We start from the raw sequence: 16,120 nt of genomic DNA, 5'->3' as shown, positions 1-16,120 counted from the left end.
TCCCGGATCGTAGAAGTACAAGGTGCTGTGAAGTAGAGCACCTGCAAGTTACGAGGGAGAAATACAGTGGGACTCAAAGGACATTGGTACCGGGGCGGCACCAGCAAGTGCTGGCTCTTCGATGCCAGGGACGTGGCCCTCCACGCCCCCACCCGCGAGGAAATCCCCGCACTGCTGTCAGCCGCTTTCGGCGCAGCGGATGCGCGGCAGCTGGACGGCGTCGGGGGCGGAACGTCCACCACGTCAAAGGCTGCGGTCATCTGGGCAACCCCTGGTGCCGAGGCAGACCTCGACTACCTTTTCGCCCAGGTGGGGATCGGTGACCCCACCGTTGAGCTGGGTTCCAACTGCGGCAACTGCGCCACCGCCATTGCCCTGTTCGCCGTCCAGACGGGCATCGTTCCCGCCCGGGACGGCATGACCAAGGTCCGCATGCGCCACGTCACTTCCGGCGCCGTGCTCAGCGGAGCGGTTCCAACTCCCGGCGGCCACATTCCCAAGTCCGGCCTGGCACGGGTTCCGGGCAGCAGCGCCGCCGGTGTTCCCGTCAGCCTCTCGTTCCACGGCCCCTGGGGCCAGAACACCGGCGCACTCCTGCCTACCGGCAACACCGTGGACCAACTCCAGGTCAACGGCAGGACCCTGGGCGCAACGATGGTGGACGCCGGCGCCCCTGCCGTGCTCCTCGCAGCCGACCAGGCCGGCGTCGATCTTTCCTCAATGACGGACAACCTCAGTGCCCAGCTGCCGGACCTCATCGCGGCACGGGCATCAGCCGGCCTCATCATGGGGCTGCGGAAGCCTGAGGATCCGCCGCAGAACGCTGTCCCGAAAGTCGGGGTTGTGGCGCCTGCCGGCGATTACATCGCCGCGGACGGAACAACCATCACCGCCGGCAGCCACGACGTGCGGGTGCGGATGCTGTCCATGCTCGCACCCCACCCGGCCATCGGCCTGACCTCAGCCGTGGCAGTTGCCCTTGCATCCTCGCTGCAGTCATCGGTCGTAGCCAACGCAGCAGGGCAATCACCCTCCACCGGCACCGGAACTCCCCGCTTGCTGCGGGTCGGGACGCCCGCCGGCGTGATCACCGCCGAAATCATCACCGATGACACCGGCGCCGTCAGCGAAGTGGCCCTCCACCGGGCAGCCCGCCACATCGCCACCGCAGATATCGACGTGGCCCCGGCCGCCGAGCTGTCTGCCTAACACCCCTACCTCTTTGCCCCATCATTAAGGGGCCGCACCAACCAGGAAGTTGTTCAATGAAGATCAAATCCATCCTCGGACACCTGTATGTCCAGGTACTCATCGGAGTCGCCCTCGGCGTCGTTGTGGGCGCACTGTGGCCCGACCTCGGTTCGTCCCTCAAGCCCATCGGCGACGGCTTCGTGAAACTCGTGAAGTTCATGATCGCCCCCATCGTGTTCTGCACCATCGTCGGAGGCATCACCTCGCTGCGGGACACCAAGAAGGTGGGCCCCACCCTGATCCGTTCGCTTGGCCTCTTCTACGCGCTGACGGCACTCGCCCTGGCCCTGGGCCTGGCCGCGGTGACGCTGTTCCAGCCCGGCGCCGGGATGCACATCGATCCCACTCACCTGGACTCCTCGGTGGCGCAGAAGTACACCACGCAACTTCCCAGCAGCAACCCCGTGGACTTCATCCTCAGCATCATCCCCACCACCTTCGTTGGCGCCTTCGCCGACGGTGAGGTCCTGCCCGTGCTGGTCATTGCAATGCTGTGCGGCTTTGCCTTCAGCAAGCTCGGCGCACCGGGCCAGCTGGCCCTGAACGTGGTCAACAGCTTCAACAAGCTGCTCTTCATCATGTTCGGCTACATCATGAAGGTGGCTCCCCTGGGAGCCTTCGGGGCCATGGCCTTCACGGTGGGCAAGTACGGCGCCCACTCCATCGGAAACCTCGGCATGCTGATCCTTGCCTTCTACGCCGCCTGCATCGTCTTCGTGGTGGTCGGCCTGGGCATCCTGGCCAAGGTGACCGGCTTCAGCCTGTGGCAGATCCTGCGCTACTTCAAGGATGAATTCCTGATCGTCCTGGCCACGTCCTCCAGCGAACCGGTCCTGCCGCGCCTGCTGTCCAAGCTCGAACGGATCGGCTGCGACCGCAGCGTTGTGGGCCTGGTGGTCCCCACCGGCTACTCCTTCAACCTGACCGGAACGGCCATCTACCTCACCCTCGCCTCCATGTTCATCGCCCAGGCCTGCGACATCCACCTCAGCTGGGGCCAGATCCTGCTGATGCTCGGCATGATGCTGCTGACCTCCAAGGGCGCGGCGGGCGTCACCGGAAGTGGTTTCGTGGCCCTGGTGGCGACGCTGACGGTCATGCCCACCCTGCCGGTGGCCGGCGTGGCCCTCATCGTGGGCATCGACCGCTTCATGAGCGAGGCCCGTGCCCTCACCAGCACGGTCTGCAACATCGTCTCCTGCGTGGCAATCGCCAAGTGGCAGGGTGAGCTGGACATGGTCAAGCTCCGCTCCGAGCTCCAGGCGGGCTTCGTGCCCACCGAGGCGGAGAAGGTTCAGCTGGCCGAACCGGCCCTGGCCCACTAACCGGCCGCCAGGCCACCACCACCAGTGTTTGCCCGGGATCCCAGCAGGGGTCCCGGGCAAACCCCTGCAAGGGGTACTACTTCACAATCCGCACGGAAAGGACCCGAAATGAGTGAGCGCCAAACGGAACAGGAAACTGCAGAAGACTGCGACGCCGGCACCTGCTTCTACTGCCAGAGCCCGGAAACCGACTAGCGCCCCAGCCCTCGGGCCACGCCGTCAGCCTGGGCATTGCGAGGCAGGGCGGCAAGAGGCCCTAGACCCACTGCTCCCACAGCGTCAGCTGCAGGCTGACGGTCCCGGACGAACCAGCCACAACGGAATCGGCCCCCGCGGAAGGGTCGACGACGGCACCCACGTTGCCGCCGTCGTCGTCCCTTCCAGCAAAAACAGCCAGCCGCATCAGCCGCATCACGCCCGGACCGCCTCAGCAGCCGCATCCGAAGAACGCACGGGCGTCTCCAGCCCAAGGTTTTCCCGCAGGGTGTTCCCGCGGTACTCCGTGGGGTACACCCCGCGTTCCTGCAGCTCCGGCACCAGGTGGTTGACGATGTCGTCCAGGCCGGAGGGAATGAGCCACGGCGAGATGTTGAATCCGTCCACCGCCCCCACCCGCGCGAACTCGGCCAGCTGGTCCGCCACCTCAACGTACGAACCCGTGAAGGTGGAATCCACCCGTGCAGTGCGGGAGGTGACGAACTGCCGGATGGACAGCCCCTTGTCCTTGGCCTCGGCCCGCCACTGGTCCGCCAGCTGCCGCGCCTTGGCGCCGTGGAAGCCGCTGCCGCGGGTCTCGGACGTTTCCTCCACCACCGGATCGATCTCCGGCAGCGGTCCGTCCGGATCGTAGGCCGACAGCTCGCGGCCCCAGAACTGCTCCAGGTAGGCGATGGCCTGCTGCGGGCCGATCTGCAGGCTCCGCACCCACTCCTTCTTCTCCGCCGCCTCCGCAGCGGTGGGCGCCAGGATGAACTCACTGGCCGGCATGATCTGCACGGCGTTGGCACCCCGGCCAGCGGCCAGGGACCGCTCCACGAGGTCCTTGCGGAACTCCACGGCGTCGTCGAACTTGGGGTGCGCGGAGAAAATCACATCAGCCTGCCGGGCGGCAAAGTTGCGGCCCTCGGGCGAGTCGCCGGCCTGGAACAGCACCGGGCGGTACTGGGCGCTGCGCGGCAGCCGCGGCGTCACGTCCACCGTGTAGTGCTGGCCCTGGTGCACCACCCGCCGGGCAGGACCGTCCGGGGTTTCCCACGAATCCCAGATCCTCTTGGCCGTCTCCACGAACGCTTCGGCGTGCTTGTACCGGTCAGCGTGGTCCAGGTATCCCCCGCGGCGGAAGTTGGCCCCGGTCCAGGCGTTGTCAGTGGTCACGATGTTCCACGCGGCACGCCCGCCCGAGATCAGGTCCAGCGACGCGAGCCGGTGCGCCAGGTCGGCGGGATCGTTGTACGTGGTGTTCTGGGTGGCCACCAGCCCGATGTTCCGGGTCACCGAGGCCAGTGCGGCCAGCATGGTCTGCGCGTCCGGCCGGCCCACCACGTCCAGCGCGTGCGGGCGGCCCAGGTGTTCACGGAGGCGGAGTCCCTCGCCCAGGAAGAACGCGGCGAACAGCCCCCGCTCGGCGGTCTGGGCGATGCGGCGGAACGATTCGAAGTCCGTCTGCGAGCCCGATTCGGCGGCCTTCCAGATGGTGCCGGAGTTCACGCCCTGGAAGAAGACCCCAAACTGGATCTGGCCCGACGGCACAAAGACGTCGGATTTAGCACGGTTGTGCTGTGTCACGGTGGTTCCCCTTACTTTCCCGCGCCGGCGGGCGCAGCGGCGGTGGATGCGGCGGTGGCGTAGCGGCTCACCGGGCGTGAAAGCCCCAGCAGGTCGCGGAAGGTGCCGTCCTGCACCACCGGGCGGAGGACTCCGCCGCGGCGCAGTTCCGGCAGGACCAGGCGGCCCAGTTCCTCCAGGTCGACAAAGAGCGACGCCGGGTGCAGGCGCACGCCGTCGGCCTCCTTCAGGAGTTCCGTGAGGAAGTCCGTGAGACCGGCGGCGGAACCGGCGTAGTTAGCACGGCCGGAGCCAAAGCCAGCCACCCGCCCCGCCGCGGCCTGCCCGCGGGAGTCCAGGACGACGTCGAGCTCGGCGACCACTGCAACGCCGGCAGCCACCCGGGACCGCACATCGCGGACCTCTGCCGCCAGCAGTTCGGCGGCAGGTGCGGACGCCAGCACGGCATCCACGGCGTCCGCGGAAACCTCCCCCAGCAGGGACGCGGGCGCCAGCACGGGCAGCTGCCCCTGCAGCGGCCGCGGAATGATGGACGGCCCCTTCACGGAATAGCCGGCGCCGGCAAAATCGGCACGAGTCTCGAAATCGACCGCCGTATCAAAATCGACATAGTGCAGCTTGTCCACGTCGATGTACCGGCCGGTGGCCACGTCGCGGATCACGGCGTCGTCCTCCCACGAATCCCACAGCCGCCGGGACACCTCGCTGGACGCCGCGGCCTCCTGACCCAGTGCAGCGCCGGTCACGGACGGGCGTCCGACGGCGGCAGCAGCCTCCGGCGATTCGGCTGCCGTCACGATCCACCCGGCCCGGCCGCCGGACACGTAGTCCAGGCTGGCCAGCTGGGTGGAGATGTGGAACGGCTCGGTGTAGACGGTGTCCACCTCGGGTACCAGGGCGATGGTCCGGGTGGCGGGCCCGGCGAAGGCCGCCCGCTGCAGCGCGTTGGCGCGGCCCGGAGCGGGTGCGTCGGTGAAGGTTGCTGCATGGAAGCCCGCGGACTCTGCTGCCAGCACGGCCCGGGTGAGGTGCGCGCCGTCCCAGCCGGCGCCGTCGAGCTCAAGGGCAAGGAACCCTCCCTGGCGGGTTGAAGAGATGCTCACTGCTGGTCCTGACGTTCGTAGGGAATCTTTTCGCCGGCCTCGATGGCCACCGGCAGCCGGTTTTCCGCCGGCGGCAGCGGGCAGGTGGCCAGGTCCGTGTACGCGCACGGCAGGTTCACGGCCCGGTTGAAGTCCAGCAGCACGGACCCGTCTGCGGCCGGCACCACGGACAGCGAGCGGTTGGCGGCATAAGTGGTCTTGCCGGAGGTCTGGTCTGTGAACAGCACGGACAGGGCGCCGGGGGCGTGGCCGTTGAATGCGGTCAGCGCCAGCTCCCGGCCGGCCAGCTTGAAGCGGATCTCTCCCGGCGCCTCATACACATGCTGGATGCCCTCGACGGCGGCGCCCACCGTGGTGGGCCTCGGCGCCTCGAACGGCACATAGGTTCCGCGCACGGCATACGCGGCATCGGGCGAGTAGGCGGGCGTGCCCTGGTAGGCCTGCAACAGCGGGTTTTCCGGATGACGGGGCCGGACGATGTATTCGCCGCCGCGCTTGGCCAGTTCAATGACGGTCTCGCCGGACACCAGGTTGATGCCGCCGCGCTCCTCGATGGGGCCAAGCTCAACGGTGGCCCCGGACGCAGTGTTCAACTCCCTGCCGTCCTGCTGCAGGCTGTCACCCGGCTCCAAAAGGACGCGGACGACGTCGGCCGCCACGCTCCAGGTGCCCGGGACGCCTTCCAGCCGGGCGGGTTCGCTGCCCAGCCAGTGCAGGTGGGTCACCGCCAGGAAACCGTGCGGGTGGGCGCGCTGCTGTTCGTGGGCGGCGTGCCATTCCTGCCAGTCGGCGTCGAAGGATTCGAGGGCGGTTCCGGTGGATTGTGCGGTCATGATGCCTTCCCTGACGGGGCCGCGCCGGCCGATGCCTGCGTGGCCGCGAAGTTCTCTTCGGTGATGGTCTTGGATTCCGGCAGCGCTTCCTCGGACAGGCCCCAGCGCTCCAGCACCTTGCCGTAGGAGCCGTCCTTGATGACGGCATTGAGGGCCTCGGAAATGACCGGTGCCAGCCCGTTGCCGCGGAGGGTGGTGGCGGCCACCAGGGTCTCGGAGGGCCAGCCGGCGTTGACCTTGCCCACCACCTTCAGGTCGTCCCGGGTGTTCTCGCGGTACACGGTGGACGGGTAGGGGGCGATGTTCAGGTCCGTCCGGCCGGAGGACAGCGCCAGGATGGTGTCCGCGTCGGAGGAGTAGTACTGCAGCGTGGCCGGCGCTTTGCCCTTGCCCTCGAGCTCCTTGTTCCACGCCAGCAGGATCTTTTCCTGGTTGGTGCCGGACCCCACGGAGATCTTCAGGCCGGAGATGTCGTCCGCGCCCTTGATGTCATAGGTGGCGGACTTTTTGGCCTCGAAACCCATGTACGCGGCCCGGTAGCTGGCGAAGTCGAACAGCTTCACCCGGTCCTTGTTCACGCCCACGTTGGAGAACACAGCCTCAAAGTCGCCGGACTGGGTCTTCAGCGGCCAGTTCTCCCAGGACGTCACCTGCACGTCCAGCTCCAGGCCCAGCTTGTCCGCCACCAGCTGGGCGATGTCCAGTTCGGAGCCGATCGGCGTCTTGTCGTCGGTGGCGTGGAAGGACAGCGGGATGGACCCGGCGGTGGTGGCCACCGTCAGCTTGCCGTCCTTGCAGATCAGCCCGGGGACCTTGGCGGCGAGCGCCGCGTCCTTCTCGCCCCGGATCCGCTGCTGGTCCGGTGAGGTGTTGTAGACCACGCCGTTGCGTGCCGCCGTCGTCTGCGCTCCACCGCTGGCGTTGCCGGCGGCGGAGGCGCCGGGGTCGGCGCAACCGGCGAGCGCGGCGGTGCCAAGGAGTGCGGTGCCGAGGAGTATGACGGCGGGACGCGCCGCGAGGGCGCGGCTGCGGCGGAGGCCGCGGGTGGGGAAAGCCATGGGGTGGTCCTTAGATGTTGAAGGCCGGTTCCAGCACCTTGGAGAAGAAGCTCCGGGTGCGCGGTTCCTGGGGGTTGCTGAAAATTTCCTTGGGGGTGCCCTGTTCCACGATCTGGCCCTGGTCCATGAACACCACGGTGTCCGCCACGTCGCGGGCAAAGCCCATCTCGTGCGTGACGATGATCAGCGTGGTGCCGGACGTGGCCAGTTCGCGGATCACGTCCAGCACTTCGTTGACCAGTTCCGGGTCCAGGGCGGAGGTGGGCTCGTCGAACAGCAGGATCTTGGGGTCCAGAGCCAGGGCCCGGGCGATGGCCACGCGCTGCTGCTGGCCGCCGGAGAGCTGGCGGGGATAGGCGTCGGCCCGGTCCTTGAGCCCCACGCGGTCCAGCAGTTCCAGGCCGCGGCGGCGGGCCTCCTCCCTGGACCGCCCCTGCGCCACGACGGGTGCTTCCGCCACGTTCTCCAGGGCGGTGAGGTGCGGGAACAGGTTGAAATTCTGGAACACCATGCCGATGTCGGTGCGCTGGTTCAGGATCTCCTTTTCGCGCAGTTCGTGCAGGCGGTCGCCGCGGAGTCTGTAGCCCACCAGCTGTCCATCAATGGTGATGTGGCCGCCGTCCACCTTTTCCAGGTGGTTGATGGTGCGCAGCAGGGTGGACTTTCCGGAACCGGAGGGGCCCACGATCACGGCCACCCCGCCCGGTTCCACGGTGAGGCTGACACCTTTGAGGACTTCGGTGGCGCCGAAGGATTTGCGGACGCCGGTGATTTCCACCAGGCCGCGGGTGGCTGTGGGGGCGGTAAGGGTCTCAGTCATCAGGGGTTCCTCCGGGTGGGCACTGCCGCGTGGGTGGCGAAGAATTTACGGGCCTTCTGCAGGGGCGTCAGCGGCAGGCTCCGCACCGCGCCCCTGGAGTAGTGCCGTTCGATGTAGTACTGGAAGACGCTCAGCACGGAGGTGATCACGATGTACCAGAGCGTGGCCACCAGCAGCAGCGGCAGGACCTGCTGGGTGCGGTTGTAGATGACCTGGACCGTGTAGAACAGCTCCGAGTAGGCCAGCACGTAGACGATCGAGGTGCCCTTGACCAGGCCGATGATCTCGTTGAACGCGGTGGGCAGGATGGCGCGCATGGCCTGCGGCAGCACGATCCGCGTGGAGCGGCGCCAGGCCGGGATGCCCAGGGCGGCCGCGGCCTCCAGCTGTCCCTGGTCCACGGACAGGATGCCGCCGCGGATGATTTCGGCCGAGTAGGCGGCCTGGTTCAGGGTCAGGCCCAGCACTGCTGCCGCAAACTGGCTGATCAGTGTGGTGGTCTGGACCTCGAAGAACCGGACGTCCGTGAAGGGGATTCCCAGGCTGATCTTCTCGTACAAGTAGCCCAGGTTGTACCAAAGGAGCATCTGCACCAGCAGCGGCGTGGACCGGAAGATCCAGGAGAACGTCCAGGACACGGAGACCAGCAGCGGCGACGCCGAGAGCCGCATCAGCGCCAGGATGAAGCCGAGCACGAACCCCAGGACGCCGGAGATGGCGGTCAGCTTCAGCGTTTCCAGCAGGCCGTTGACCACGGACTGGGCCGTGAACCACTGCGCCACCACGCCCCACTCCCAGCGCGGGTTGGTGGCCAGCGACCATGCCACGGCCAGGACACCCAGGGCGACGACGGCAGTCCCCACCCAGCGCCACGGATGCTTGGCGGCCACCACGCGGTACGACGAATAGTCCGCGGGGACCCGTTCCGGGACGCCGGCCCTGCCCGGTGGCGCTGCCGGTGGCACCGCCGGTGACGCTGCCGCGGGCTGTTCCTGTTGCGGCTGTGCCGGTTGCGGCTGCTTTGACTGCGCCCCCCTGGTTGCTGAACTCACGGGGCCACCTCACTTCTCATTCCTGGACTGGAGCCGGACTGCCCGGCGTCGGGGCGGCTCGCCCCGGGGTGCTGGCTGCAAATCTAGGACCGGCCGGAACGGGCCAGCAAGGCGCATGGTTGCAATACTTCACGGGGCTTCGCACGGCGTCATGAGTCGGTTTTTTGCGTCCCTTAACGCGCCGTGACGCGGAGTTAACGGCCGTGACCAGGTGCTCGACCGCCGTCGTCACGGCTGCCTAGCATGGGCACTCCGACGGCCACTTCCGCGCCGTCCCCGCACCCACTCGCCGTCAGGAGAGCCCATGCCAGCCACCATCCCGGCCATCGTCTTCATCGGCGGCGGGCCGCGCACGGCGGGTGTGCTGGAACGGATCGCCGCCAACCGGCCGGACGTCTTCGCCGGGCCGCTGCAGATCCACGTGGTGGAGCCGCACATCCCGGGCTCGGGCCGCATCTGGCGGTACGACCAGGACCCCGGGCTCCTCCTCAACTCCATGGCCGCGGACATCACCATGTTCACGGACCAGTCGGTGGACTGCCAGGGCCCCGCCGCACCGGGTCCGGCGCTGGCCGAATGGGCCGCCGGCGTCCTGGACGCCTCCATCATCGACGTCCCGGATTTTCCCCAGCCGCTGTGGGACCAGCTGCGGTCCCTGACCGGCACCACCTTTCCCACCCGCCAGCTGCAGAGCCAGTACCTGGAGTGGTTCTTCCGCCGCGCCGCCAGGTCCCTGGGCCGCAGCGTCACGGTCCACCGGACCACCGCAGTGGGCATTACGGAACTGAAAGGCGGCGGCCACCAGGTTGGGCTGGCCAACGGGCGGACCCTGCACGCGGACATCGTGGTGACCGCCCTGGGCCACACCGATTCCCTCCCGGACGCCGTGTCCGCCGGCTTCACGGACTTCGCCGCCCGGCACGGCGGCTGCCACGCGGCACCCAGCTACACCACCGACGTCGACTACTCCCCCATTGCCCCCGGACAGGACGTCATCGTCGCCGGGATGGGCCTGGCGTTCGTGGACCTGCTGGTCCTCCTGATGGAAGGGCGCGGCGGCAGGTTCCAGGAAACGTCCGACGGCGGGCTGCGCTACCTTCCGTCCGGACGGGAACCGGTGCTGTGGGCCGGCTCCCGGCGGGGAGTGCCGTACCACTCGAAGATTTCCGCTGCCCTCCGGGGGCAGGCTCCCGGGCCGTTGCGGTTCTTTACGGCCGCCGCCGTGGATGCGCTGCTGCAGCAGCATGGCGAGCTGGACTTCCACCGGCATCTCTGGCCCCTGATCGCCAAGGAAGCCGGCTACTACTATTACCGCGAGCTTCTGACCGGAAGCCCTGAACGCGCCGCCATGGGCTGGGACGGGTTCGCCGCCCCCTATGCGGGACTGGACTGGTACAGCCCCGGGCGGAAAGACCTGGTGGCCGCAGCGGTCCCTGACGCCGGCCTGCACCTGGACCTGGAGCGGCTGGACCGCCCCTTCGACGGCCGCCGCTTCAGCGATCACGCGGAAGTCCAGGACGCGGTGGCCGGATACATCGAGCAGGACCTGGCACTGCGGGACAGCCCTGACCACCCCGAAACCCTTGCCCTGTTCCTGGCCCTGCTGCACGTCTATATGGAGGTGGGGCGCGTAGTCCCGCCCGAGCGGCTGAACGCACGCTCGCAGCAGGTCATCCACGGCTGGTGGCACGGCTTCTTCAGCTTCGTGGACTCCGGTCCGCCGCCGCACCGGCTCCGCCAGGTCCTGGCGCTGCACCGGGCCGGCCTGCTGCAGTTCCTGGGTCCCGGCCTCCAGGTCTCCGCCGATGAGGCCACCGGGCTTTTTGTTGCTTCGTCCGCCCAGTCCGGGGTGACCGTCACGGCGAAGGCCCTGATCGAGGCGCGGCTGCCGGCCACGTCCGTGGCCCGCTCGCTGAACCCCGTGCTCGCCTCCCTGCACGGGAGCGGCCTGGGCAGCGAGCAGCAGCTGCTGACCTCCGACGGCATCCACTCCACCGGGAAACTCCTGGTGTCCCCGCAGCACCAGCTGGTGGGGGCCGGCGGCAAGCCGCACACCACCCTTTTCGGCGTCGGCCCGGGAACATCGGGCTGGGGCGCGGGCGCCTTTGCCCGGCCCAACACGAACGCCGCGCCGTTCCGCGAGAACGATGCCCTGGCCCGGACCATCCTCCGCACTGCCCGCGGCGTGGCTGCCGGGGATGTGTCTGCCCCGGCCGCCATGACTCCGGAACCAGCCGCCGCCGGACAGAACTGACCGGCAACAATAACGACCAGTGACAAGGAATAACCAGTGACCGCAGAACCACACCTTCGTCCCAGGCCGCTTGATCCCGCCAGCCTGGTGGTCCTCAGCCTGCCCATGCACGATCCGCGCGTCCGGCCGCTCCTGGACGAGCTCGCCGTCGAATACGACACCCGCTACGGGGACCTGTTCGGCCGCACGGCTGCCGCAGAGGAACTGAACCGCTACCCCGCCGCGGAATTCGAGGGACCGCACGGAGCCCTCCTGGTCATCCAGGAGGACGGCGAGTCGATCGCCGGCGGCGCGTTCCGCCGGTATGACGAAACCACCGCGGAACTGAAGCGGATCTGGACGCACTCGGCCCACCGCCGTCGTGGTCTGGGCAGGCTGGTGCTGGCCGAGCTGGAAGCCCTGGCTGCCGCCCGCGGCTACACCCGGCTGTACCTCACCACGGGCCCGCGGCAGCCCGAAGCCAAGGACCTTTACCTCACCACCGGCTACCAGGCACAGTTCGACCTCGACGCCGATCCGGAAACCATCGGACCGCTGGCGTTCACCAAGGAGCTCGCCCCGGTTCCGCGGAATTCCCGGCCGGACTGACCGCCCGGCCACCCCCCCATCCGGGGCCGCCGCGGTTATGCTGGCGCCATGGCCTCCAAAACCACAGCAGAGAAGCTTGCCACCATCCAGAAGGGCTACACGCTCGAAGGCGCCACCATCGAGCTGGGGGCCGCCATCATCGACGGCGAGCTCCACAAGGACGCGCCGGTGCGGCTGCCGCTGGCCATGATGAACAGGCACGGGCTGGTGGCCGGCGCCACCGGAACGGGCAAGACCGTCACCCTGCACATGATGGCCGAACAGCTGTCCACGGCCGGCGTCCCCGTCTTCCTGGCCGACATCAAGGGCGACCTTTCCGGCCTGGCGACTGCCGCCGCCGGCAGCGACAAGCTCACCGCACGCACGCAAAGCATCGGCCAGCCGTGGCAGGGCAAGGCGTTTCCGGTGGAGTTCCTGGCGCTGGGCGGGGACGGCAACGGTGTTCCTGTGCGCGCCACCGTGTCCTCGTTCGGGCCCATCCTGCTCTCGCGCATCATGGAACTGAACGACACGCAGGAATCGAGCCTGCAGCTGGTGTTCTATTTTGCGGACAAGAACGGCCTGGAGCTGATCGACCTCAAGGACCTCCGCGCCGTCATCCAGTTCCTCACCTCGGACGAGGGCAAGGACCGGCTGGAGGAACTGGGCGGGCTGTCCAAGGCGACCGCCGGGGTGATCCTCCGCGAACTGGTGGGCCTCGAGGCGCAGGGGCTGGAAAAGTTCTTCGGGGAGCCGGAGTTCGATACCGCCGAGCTGCTGCGCACCGCCCCCGACGGCCGCGGCGTGGTCACTTGCCTGGAGCTGCCCACCCTGCAGACCAAGCCCATGCTGTTCTCCACCTTCCTGATGTGGCTGCTGGCGGACCTGTTCGAGGACCTTCCGGAGGCCGGCGACCTGGACAAGCCCAAACTCGTGTTCTTCCTGGACGAGGCCCACCTGCTGTTCAACGGGGCCAGCAAGGCCTTCCTGGACGCCATCACCACCACCGTCCGGCTCATCCGGTCCAAGGGGGTGGGCATCTTCTTCGTCACCCAGACACCCAAGGACGTCCCCGCCGATGTCCTGGGCCAGCTGGCCAACCGGGTGCAGCACGCCCTCCGTGCGTTCACCCCCGAGGACGCCAAGGCGCTCAAAGCCACGGTGTCCACGTTCCCGGTCAGCGACTACGACCTCGAAGAGACCCTCACCTCGGCGGGTATCGGCGAGGCCGTCATTACCGTCATGAACGAAAAGGGCGCGCCCACGCCGGTGGCCCTCACCCGGCTCCGGGCACCCGAGTCCTTGATGGGCCCCAGCGAGGAGACCCTGGTGCGCAGCACGGTGGCCGGTTCCGCGCTGCTGGGCAAGTACGGAACAGCGGTGGACAACCCCTCCGCCTACGAAAAGCTCACCGGCAAGGCGGCCGCGCCCACGGGTCCGGCGGCCGACACCCCGGCCGGGGAACCTGCGGGGCCCGCCGGCTACGACGTGGACGCCGAAGCCCGCCGGATCGAGGAGGAAATCCTGGGCCGGCCCAGCAGCAGGCCGCCGCAGGCCCCGGTTCCCGCGCAGGATCCTGAACCCCAGTACGGCGGCGCGGAGGACGGGGAGGCGCGTGAAACGCCACGGCGGACAAAGGCTCCGCGCGCACCGCGGTCCCGGCAGCCGCAGTCGCGGGAGCCCGGGCCGCAACCGGGCGGCATGATGGGCGACCTCGGCGGAGTGCTCGGCGGCGCCCTGGGCGGCGGACTCAAGAGCATGGCACGGTCCATGGGCACCCAGTTGGGGCGCGAACTGCTCCGCGGCGTGTTCGGCACATCGTCCCGGCGCCGCCGCCGCTGACCCTGCCGCTCCCACCCTGCAACGGGTGTCCCGGGAACCGCCAAGGCTCGTGTCAATGCCGGCCCGGCCACCCGCCGTCGGGCATTAACCGGGTGTTGCCCGGCAAGATAGGGGGGACGCCAACTTTAGTGTGCGTCCGCACTGCCGTTACTGTAAGGAACGTGCAGATGAGTCAAGCGTTGGTGAGGATCGCGGCCGGATGGCTGCTGGGCCTCATGCTTGCCATCGCCGGAGCCATCGTGGCCATCAACGTTGTGAACAACACCGTGGCCAGCCCGCAGCAGCCGGTACGGGAATACCTGGATGCTTTGAGGAGCGGAGACGGCGGGCGTGCACTCGGACTCCTGCGGGCCGCGGTCCCGCCCAGCAATGCTGCAATGCTGGATGGCCCCGGGCTGCAGACGGCGGCGTCCCGTGTAGCGAACATCAAGATCGGCGACCCTGAGGAACGTCCGAACAACCAGGTCACGGTGCCCCTGGAGTACACCATCGACGGCAGCCGGCTGCACACTGACTTCCTCCTGCAGAAGACCGGCACCGAGTGGCTGTTCTTCAACACCTGGGCGTTTGTCCCGTCCCGGCTGCCCACCGTTGATATCACCGTGGTCAACGGCAACGAGGCTGACGTCAACGGCGTCCCGGTCAATATGCCCAACGGCCGCAACTCCTTTGCCGTGTTCTACCCGGGCGAATACGAGGCGTCCCTGGACGGACAGTACTTCTCGGCACCCGCCACCAGGGCCACCGTCACCTCCAAGGACGCCCCGGTGGCGCCCCTCAACCTGCTGACCCAGGCCACGGACAAGCTGAAGAACGACGTTGCAGCCAAGATCCGGGAGTTCCTGGACGGCTGCGCGGCGGAGGCCGTCAAGGAACAGAAGCTCCAGCCGGACTGCCCCTTCTACTACACCAGCAACAACAGGGTCCAGGACGGCACCATCCGGTGGACCGTGACCAAGTACCCGGGTGTATCAGTGGAGCCGTTCGACGGCCGCTGGGTGGTGGCGCCCCTGGACGGCAAGGCCAAGGTGGAGGCGCTCCAGCAGAACTCGTTCACCGGGGCCTGGTACCCGCTGGACGCAGAGGTGGACTTCAGCTTCACCACCCGCCTGGACGTCTCCGGCGACACCGTCAAGGTCACCCCGATGCTGAGCTTCTAGGCCCTGCATCCAAAGTGGCCCAGTTTTGGTCCCCTAGTTGACGTGCTGCCCGGAGTTTTAGACCCAGTCCTGTCGAAAACTGGGCTGGTTCGGCTGCGGCCACCGCAGCGAACCCCGCGCCAGCACCTCCCGCACCTGCGCCAAGACGGACTCCGGCGCGTAAACCACATCGTCGTAGAAGAATCTGAGCACGGGCAGGCCCCGACGTATTGCGGCGTTATCCCTGCGGCGGTCCTTCTTGTATTGCCGTGGCTCCATGTGGAAGGCGATTCCATCGATCTCGACGATGAGGAATCCCTCCAGGAGGAAGTCCACACGTCCTATTCCCTCGATCCACACTTGCGTCTCCGTGGCTATCCCGGCATCCCTGAACAGCACCCGGGCCAGGGTTTCCAGGAGGGAGTCCGCGCCACGCTCAACCTTGGACAGAACCTGCCGGGCCTTGCCGCATCGATTGCCATCCAAGAGGCGGAAGAGATGGCCGGGCTCAATGTCTCCGCGGTTATAGGCGCATTCCACCATGACCACGGATTCGAGTTCCGGCAGGCACAGCAGCGCCTGGAGCAGGACGTCGGGCAGTGCTGCAAGCGTCCTGTGCTGCGGCTGCTGGGTCAGGGGAAGCCTGTGGCTGACACATCGGGCTGCACTCCGCCCATTGCTGTGCCAGTAATGGGGCGTCGCGGCGGAACGCAGCTGCCATAGGCCGTATTTCGGGGCCGCGGAGGCACATGTCAGGAGACCGCGGGCCCTGCCGGCAGCCATCAGCTCCGGATCAGCGCCTGCAACGGCCAAGACGCCCCGCTCCAGGCGTACCACCTGGCCGCTCCGGACCGCCCGCCGAAGCGCCGTTTCCGTAGCCCCTGCGGCCAGCACGTCACGCCGCAGCAGTACTCCCCCGGCCGACCTGAGGATCTCCGTAGGGTCCATGTGGCCACAATGCCTGCCTGCCCTGGCCTGCGGCAGAAGTAACGGAGGCTATGTGGACAACGGCGCGTCCAGACTGGCCCAGTTTTCGGGGAGCAGAGACAGGACTGGCCCGGCCTTCAGGGCACGACGCCCTGAAAACCGGG

General features: G+C 68.1%; 14 protein-coding genes. 6 read left to right on the top strand and 8 right to left on the bottom strand.

Going from position 1 to position 16,120, the window contains the following annotated elements; all coding sequences use genetic code 11:
- The first annotated feature begins 66 nt into the window (after nt 1–66).
- Nucleotides 67–1,209: a PrpF domain-containing protein gene (locus tag ACV095_RS01065; protein ID WP_478222709.1), complete on the top strand. Its 1,143-nt coding sequence runs from the start codon at nt 67–69 to the stop codon at nt 1,207–1,209.
- 56 nt (nt 1,210–1,265) lie between these two features.
- Nucleotides 1,266–2,576 carry a C4-dicarboxylate transporter DctA gene (gene dctA / locus ACV095_RS01060; protein ID WP_134164971.1) on the top strand — a complete coding sequence of 437 codons (1,311 nt, stop codon included), beginning with the start codon at nt 1,266–1,268 and terminating at the stop codon, nt 2,574–2,576.
- Between the two features lie 256 nt (nt 2,577–2,832).
- Here the strand turns inward: dctA and ACV095_RS01055 are convergent, their stop codons facing one another.
- The 7 genes from ACV095_RS01055 to ACV095_RS01025 are packed head-to-tail and all read right to left on the bottom strand — an operon-like array spanning nt 2,833 to nt 9,140.
- Entirely contained in the window at nt 2,833–2,991 is a 159-nt protein-coding gene (locus ACV095_RS01055; protein ID WP_478223494.1) for a hypothetical protein, read from the bottom strand.
- Nucleotides 2,988–4,361 carry an NtaA/DmoA family FMN-dependent monooxygenase gene (locus tag ACV095_RS01050; RefSeq protein ID WP_478222708.1) on the bottom strand — a complete coding sequence of 458 codons (1,374 nt, stop codon included), beginning with the start codon at nt 4,359–4,361 and terminating at the stop codon, nt 2,988–2,990. The genes ACV095_RS01055 and ACV095_RS01050 overlap by 4 nt, the downstream gene beginning before the upstream one ends.
- Nucleotides 4,362–4,372: 11 nt before the next feature.
- On the bottom strand, nt 4,373–5,464 hold the full coding sequence (locus ACV095_RS01045; RefSeq protein ID WP_478222707.1) for an LLM class flavin-dependent oxidoreductase: 1,092 nt from the start codon (nt 5,462–5,464) through the stop codon (nt 4,373–4,375).
- Nucleotides 5,461–6,297 (bottom strand): DUF1684 domain-containing protein, encoded by an 837-nt coding sequence (locus ACV095_RS01040; RefSeq protein ID WP_478222706.1) that lies wholly within the window; start codon nt 6,295–6,297, stop codon nt 5,461–5,463. The genes ACV095_RS01045 and ACV095_RS01040 overlap by 4 nt, the downstream gene beginning before the upstream one ends.
- Nucleotides 6,294–7,355, bottom strand: coding sequence for a transporter substrate-binding domain-containing protein (locus ACV095_RS01035; protein ID WP_478222705.1), 1,062 nt, complete (start codon nt 7,353–7,355; stop codon nt 6,294–6,296). Before ACV095_RS01035 ends, ACV095_RS01040 begins: the two co-directional genes overlap by 4 nt.
- A gap of 10 nt (nt 7,356–7,365) precedes the next feature.
- Nucleotides 7,366–8,175 carry an amino acid ABC transporter ATP-binding protein gene (locus tag ACV095_RS01030; RefSeq protein ID WP_478222704.1) on the bottom strand — a complete coding sequence of 270 codons (810 nt, stop codon included), beginning with the start codon at nt 8,173–8,175 and terminating at the stop codon, nt 7,366–7,368.
- The gene (locus tag ACV095_RS01025) at nt 8,175–9,140 is read right to left on the bottom strand and encodes an amino acid ABC transporter permease (protein ID WP_051081460.1); all 966 of its coding nucleotides are present in this window, start codon (nt 9,138–9,140) and stop codon (nt 8,175–8,177) included. The genes ACV095_RS01030 and ACV095_RS01025 overlap by 1 nt, the downstream gene beginning before the upstream one ends.
- Before the next feature lie 391 nt (nt 9,141–9,531).
- On the opposite strand from ACV095_RS01025, the gene ACV095_RS01020 reads away from it, so the two are divergent.
- From ACV095_RS01020 to ACV095_RS01005, 4 genes are all read left to right on the top strand, one after another.
- A complete protein-coding gene (locus ACV095_RS01020; RefSeq protein WP_478222703.1) occupies nt 9,532–11,481 on the top strand; it encodes an FAD/NAD(P)-binding protein in 1,950 nt (649 codons plus the stop codon).
- A 36-nt stretch (nt 11,482–11,517) separates the two neighbouring features.
- Nucleotides 11,518–12,069, top strand: coding sequence for a GNAT family N-acetyltransferase (locus ACV095_RS01015; protein WP_018772073.1), 552 nt, complete (start codon nt 11,518–11,520; stop codon nt 12,067–12,069).
- A 48-nt stretch (nt 12,070–12,117) separates the two neighbouring features.
- On the top strand, nt 12,118–13,890 hold the full coding sequence (locus ACV095_RS01010) for a helicase HerA-like domain-containing protein (RefSeq protein WP_478222702.1): 1,773 nt from the start codon (nt 12,118–12,120) through the stop codon (nt 13,888–13,890).
- 167 nt (nt 13,891–14,057) lie between these two features.
- Nucleotides 14,058–15,050: a hypothetical protein gene (locus tag ACV095_RS01005; RefSeq protein WP_196804800.1), complete on the top strand. Its 993-nt coding sequence runs from the start codon at nt 14,058–14,060 to the stop codon at nt 15,048–15,050.
- A gap of 57 nt (nt 15,051–15,107) precedes the next feature.
- On the opposite strand, the gene ACV095_RS01000 is transcribed toward ACV095_RS01005, so the two are convergent.
- Nucleotides 15,108–15,977, bottom strand: a complete 870-nt coding sequence (locus tag ACV095_RS01000) for a type IV toxin-antitoxin system AbiEi family antitoxin domain-containing protein (protein WP_478222701.1) — start codon at nt 15,975–15,977, stop codon at nt 15,108–15,110.
- Nucleotides 15,978–16,120 lie beyond the last annotated feature (143 nt).

The organism is Arthrobacter sp. JDC6, assembly GCF_056484025.1.
The sequence above is the reverse complement of the archived record's forward strand: the minus strand, read 5'-3'. Positions and strand labels throughout refer to the sequence as shown.

Excerpts from the sequence above, each read along its gene's own strand:
- dctA (WP_134164971.1), top strand. The coding sequence starts at position 1,266 with ATGAAGATCAAATCCATCCTCGGACACCTGTATGTCCAGGTACTCATC.
- ACV095_RS01040 (WP_478222706.1), bottom strand. The coding sequence starts at position 6,297 with ATGACCGCACAATCCACCGGAACCGCCCTCGAATCCTTCGACGCCGAC.
- ACV095_RS01035 (WP_478222705.1), bottom strand. The coding sequence starts at position 7,355 with ATGGCTTTCCCCACCCGCGGCCTCCGCCGCAGCCGCGCCCTCGCGGCG.
- ACV095_RS01030 (WP_478222704.1), bottom strand. The coding sequence starts at position 8,175 with ATGACTGAGACCCTTACCGCCCCCACAGCCACCCGCGGCCTGGTGGAA.
- ACV095_RS01020 (WP_478222703.1), top strand. The coding sequence starts at position 9,532 with ATGCCAGCCACCATCCCGGCCATCGTCTTCATCGGCGGCGGGCCGCGC.
- ACV095_RS01010 (WP_478222702.1), top strand. The coding sequence starts at position 12,118 with ATGGCCTCCAAAACCACAGCAGAGAAGCTTGCCACCATCCAGAAGGGC.
- ACV095_RS01005 (WP_196804800.1), top strand. The coding sequence starts at position 14,058 with ATGAGTCAAGCGTTGGTGAGGATCGCGGCCGGATGGCTGCTGGGCCTC.
- ACV095_RS01000 (WP_478222701.1), bottom strand. The coding sequence starts at position 15,977 with ATGGACCCTACGGAGATCCTCAGGTCGGCCGGGGGAGTACTGCTGCGG.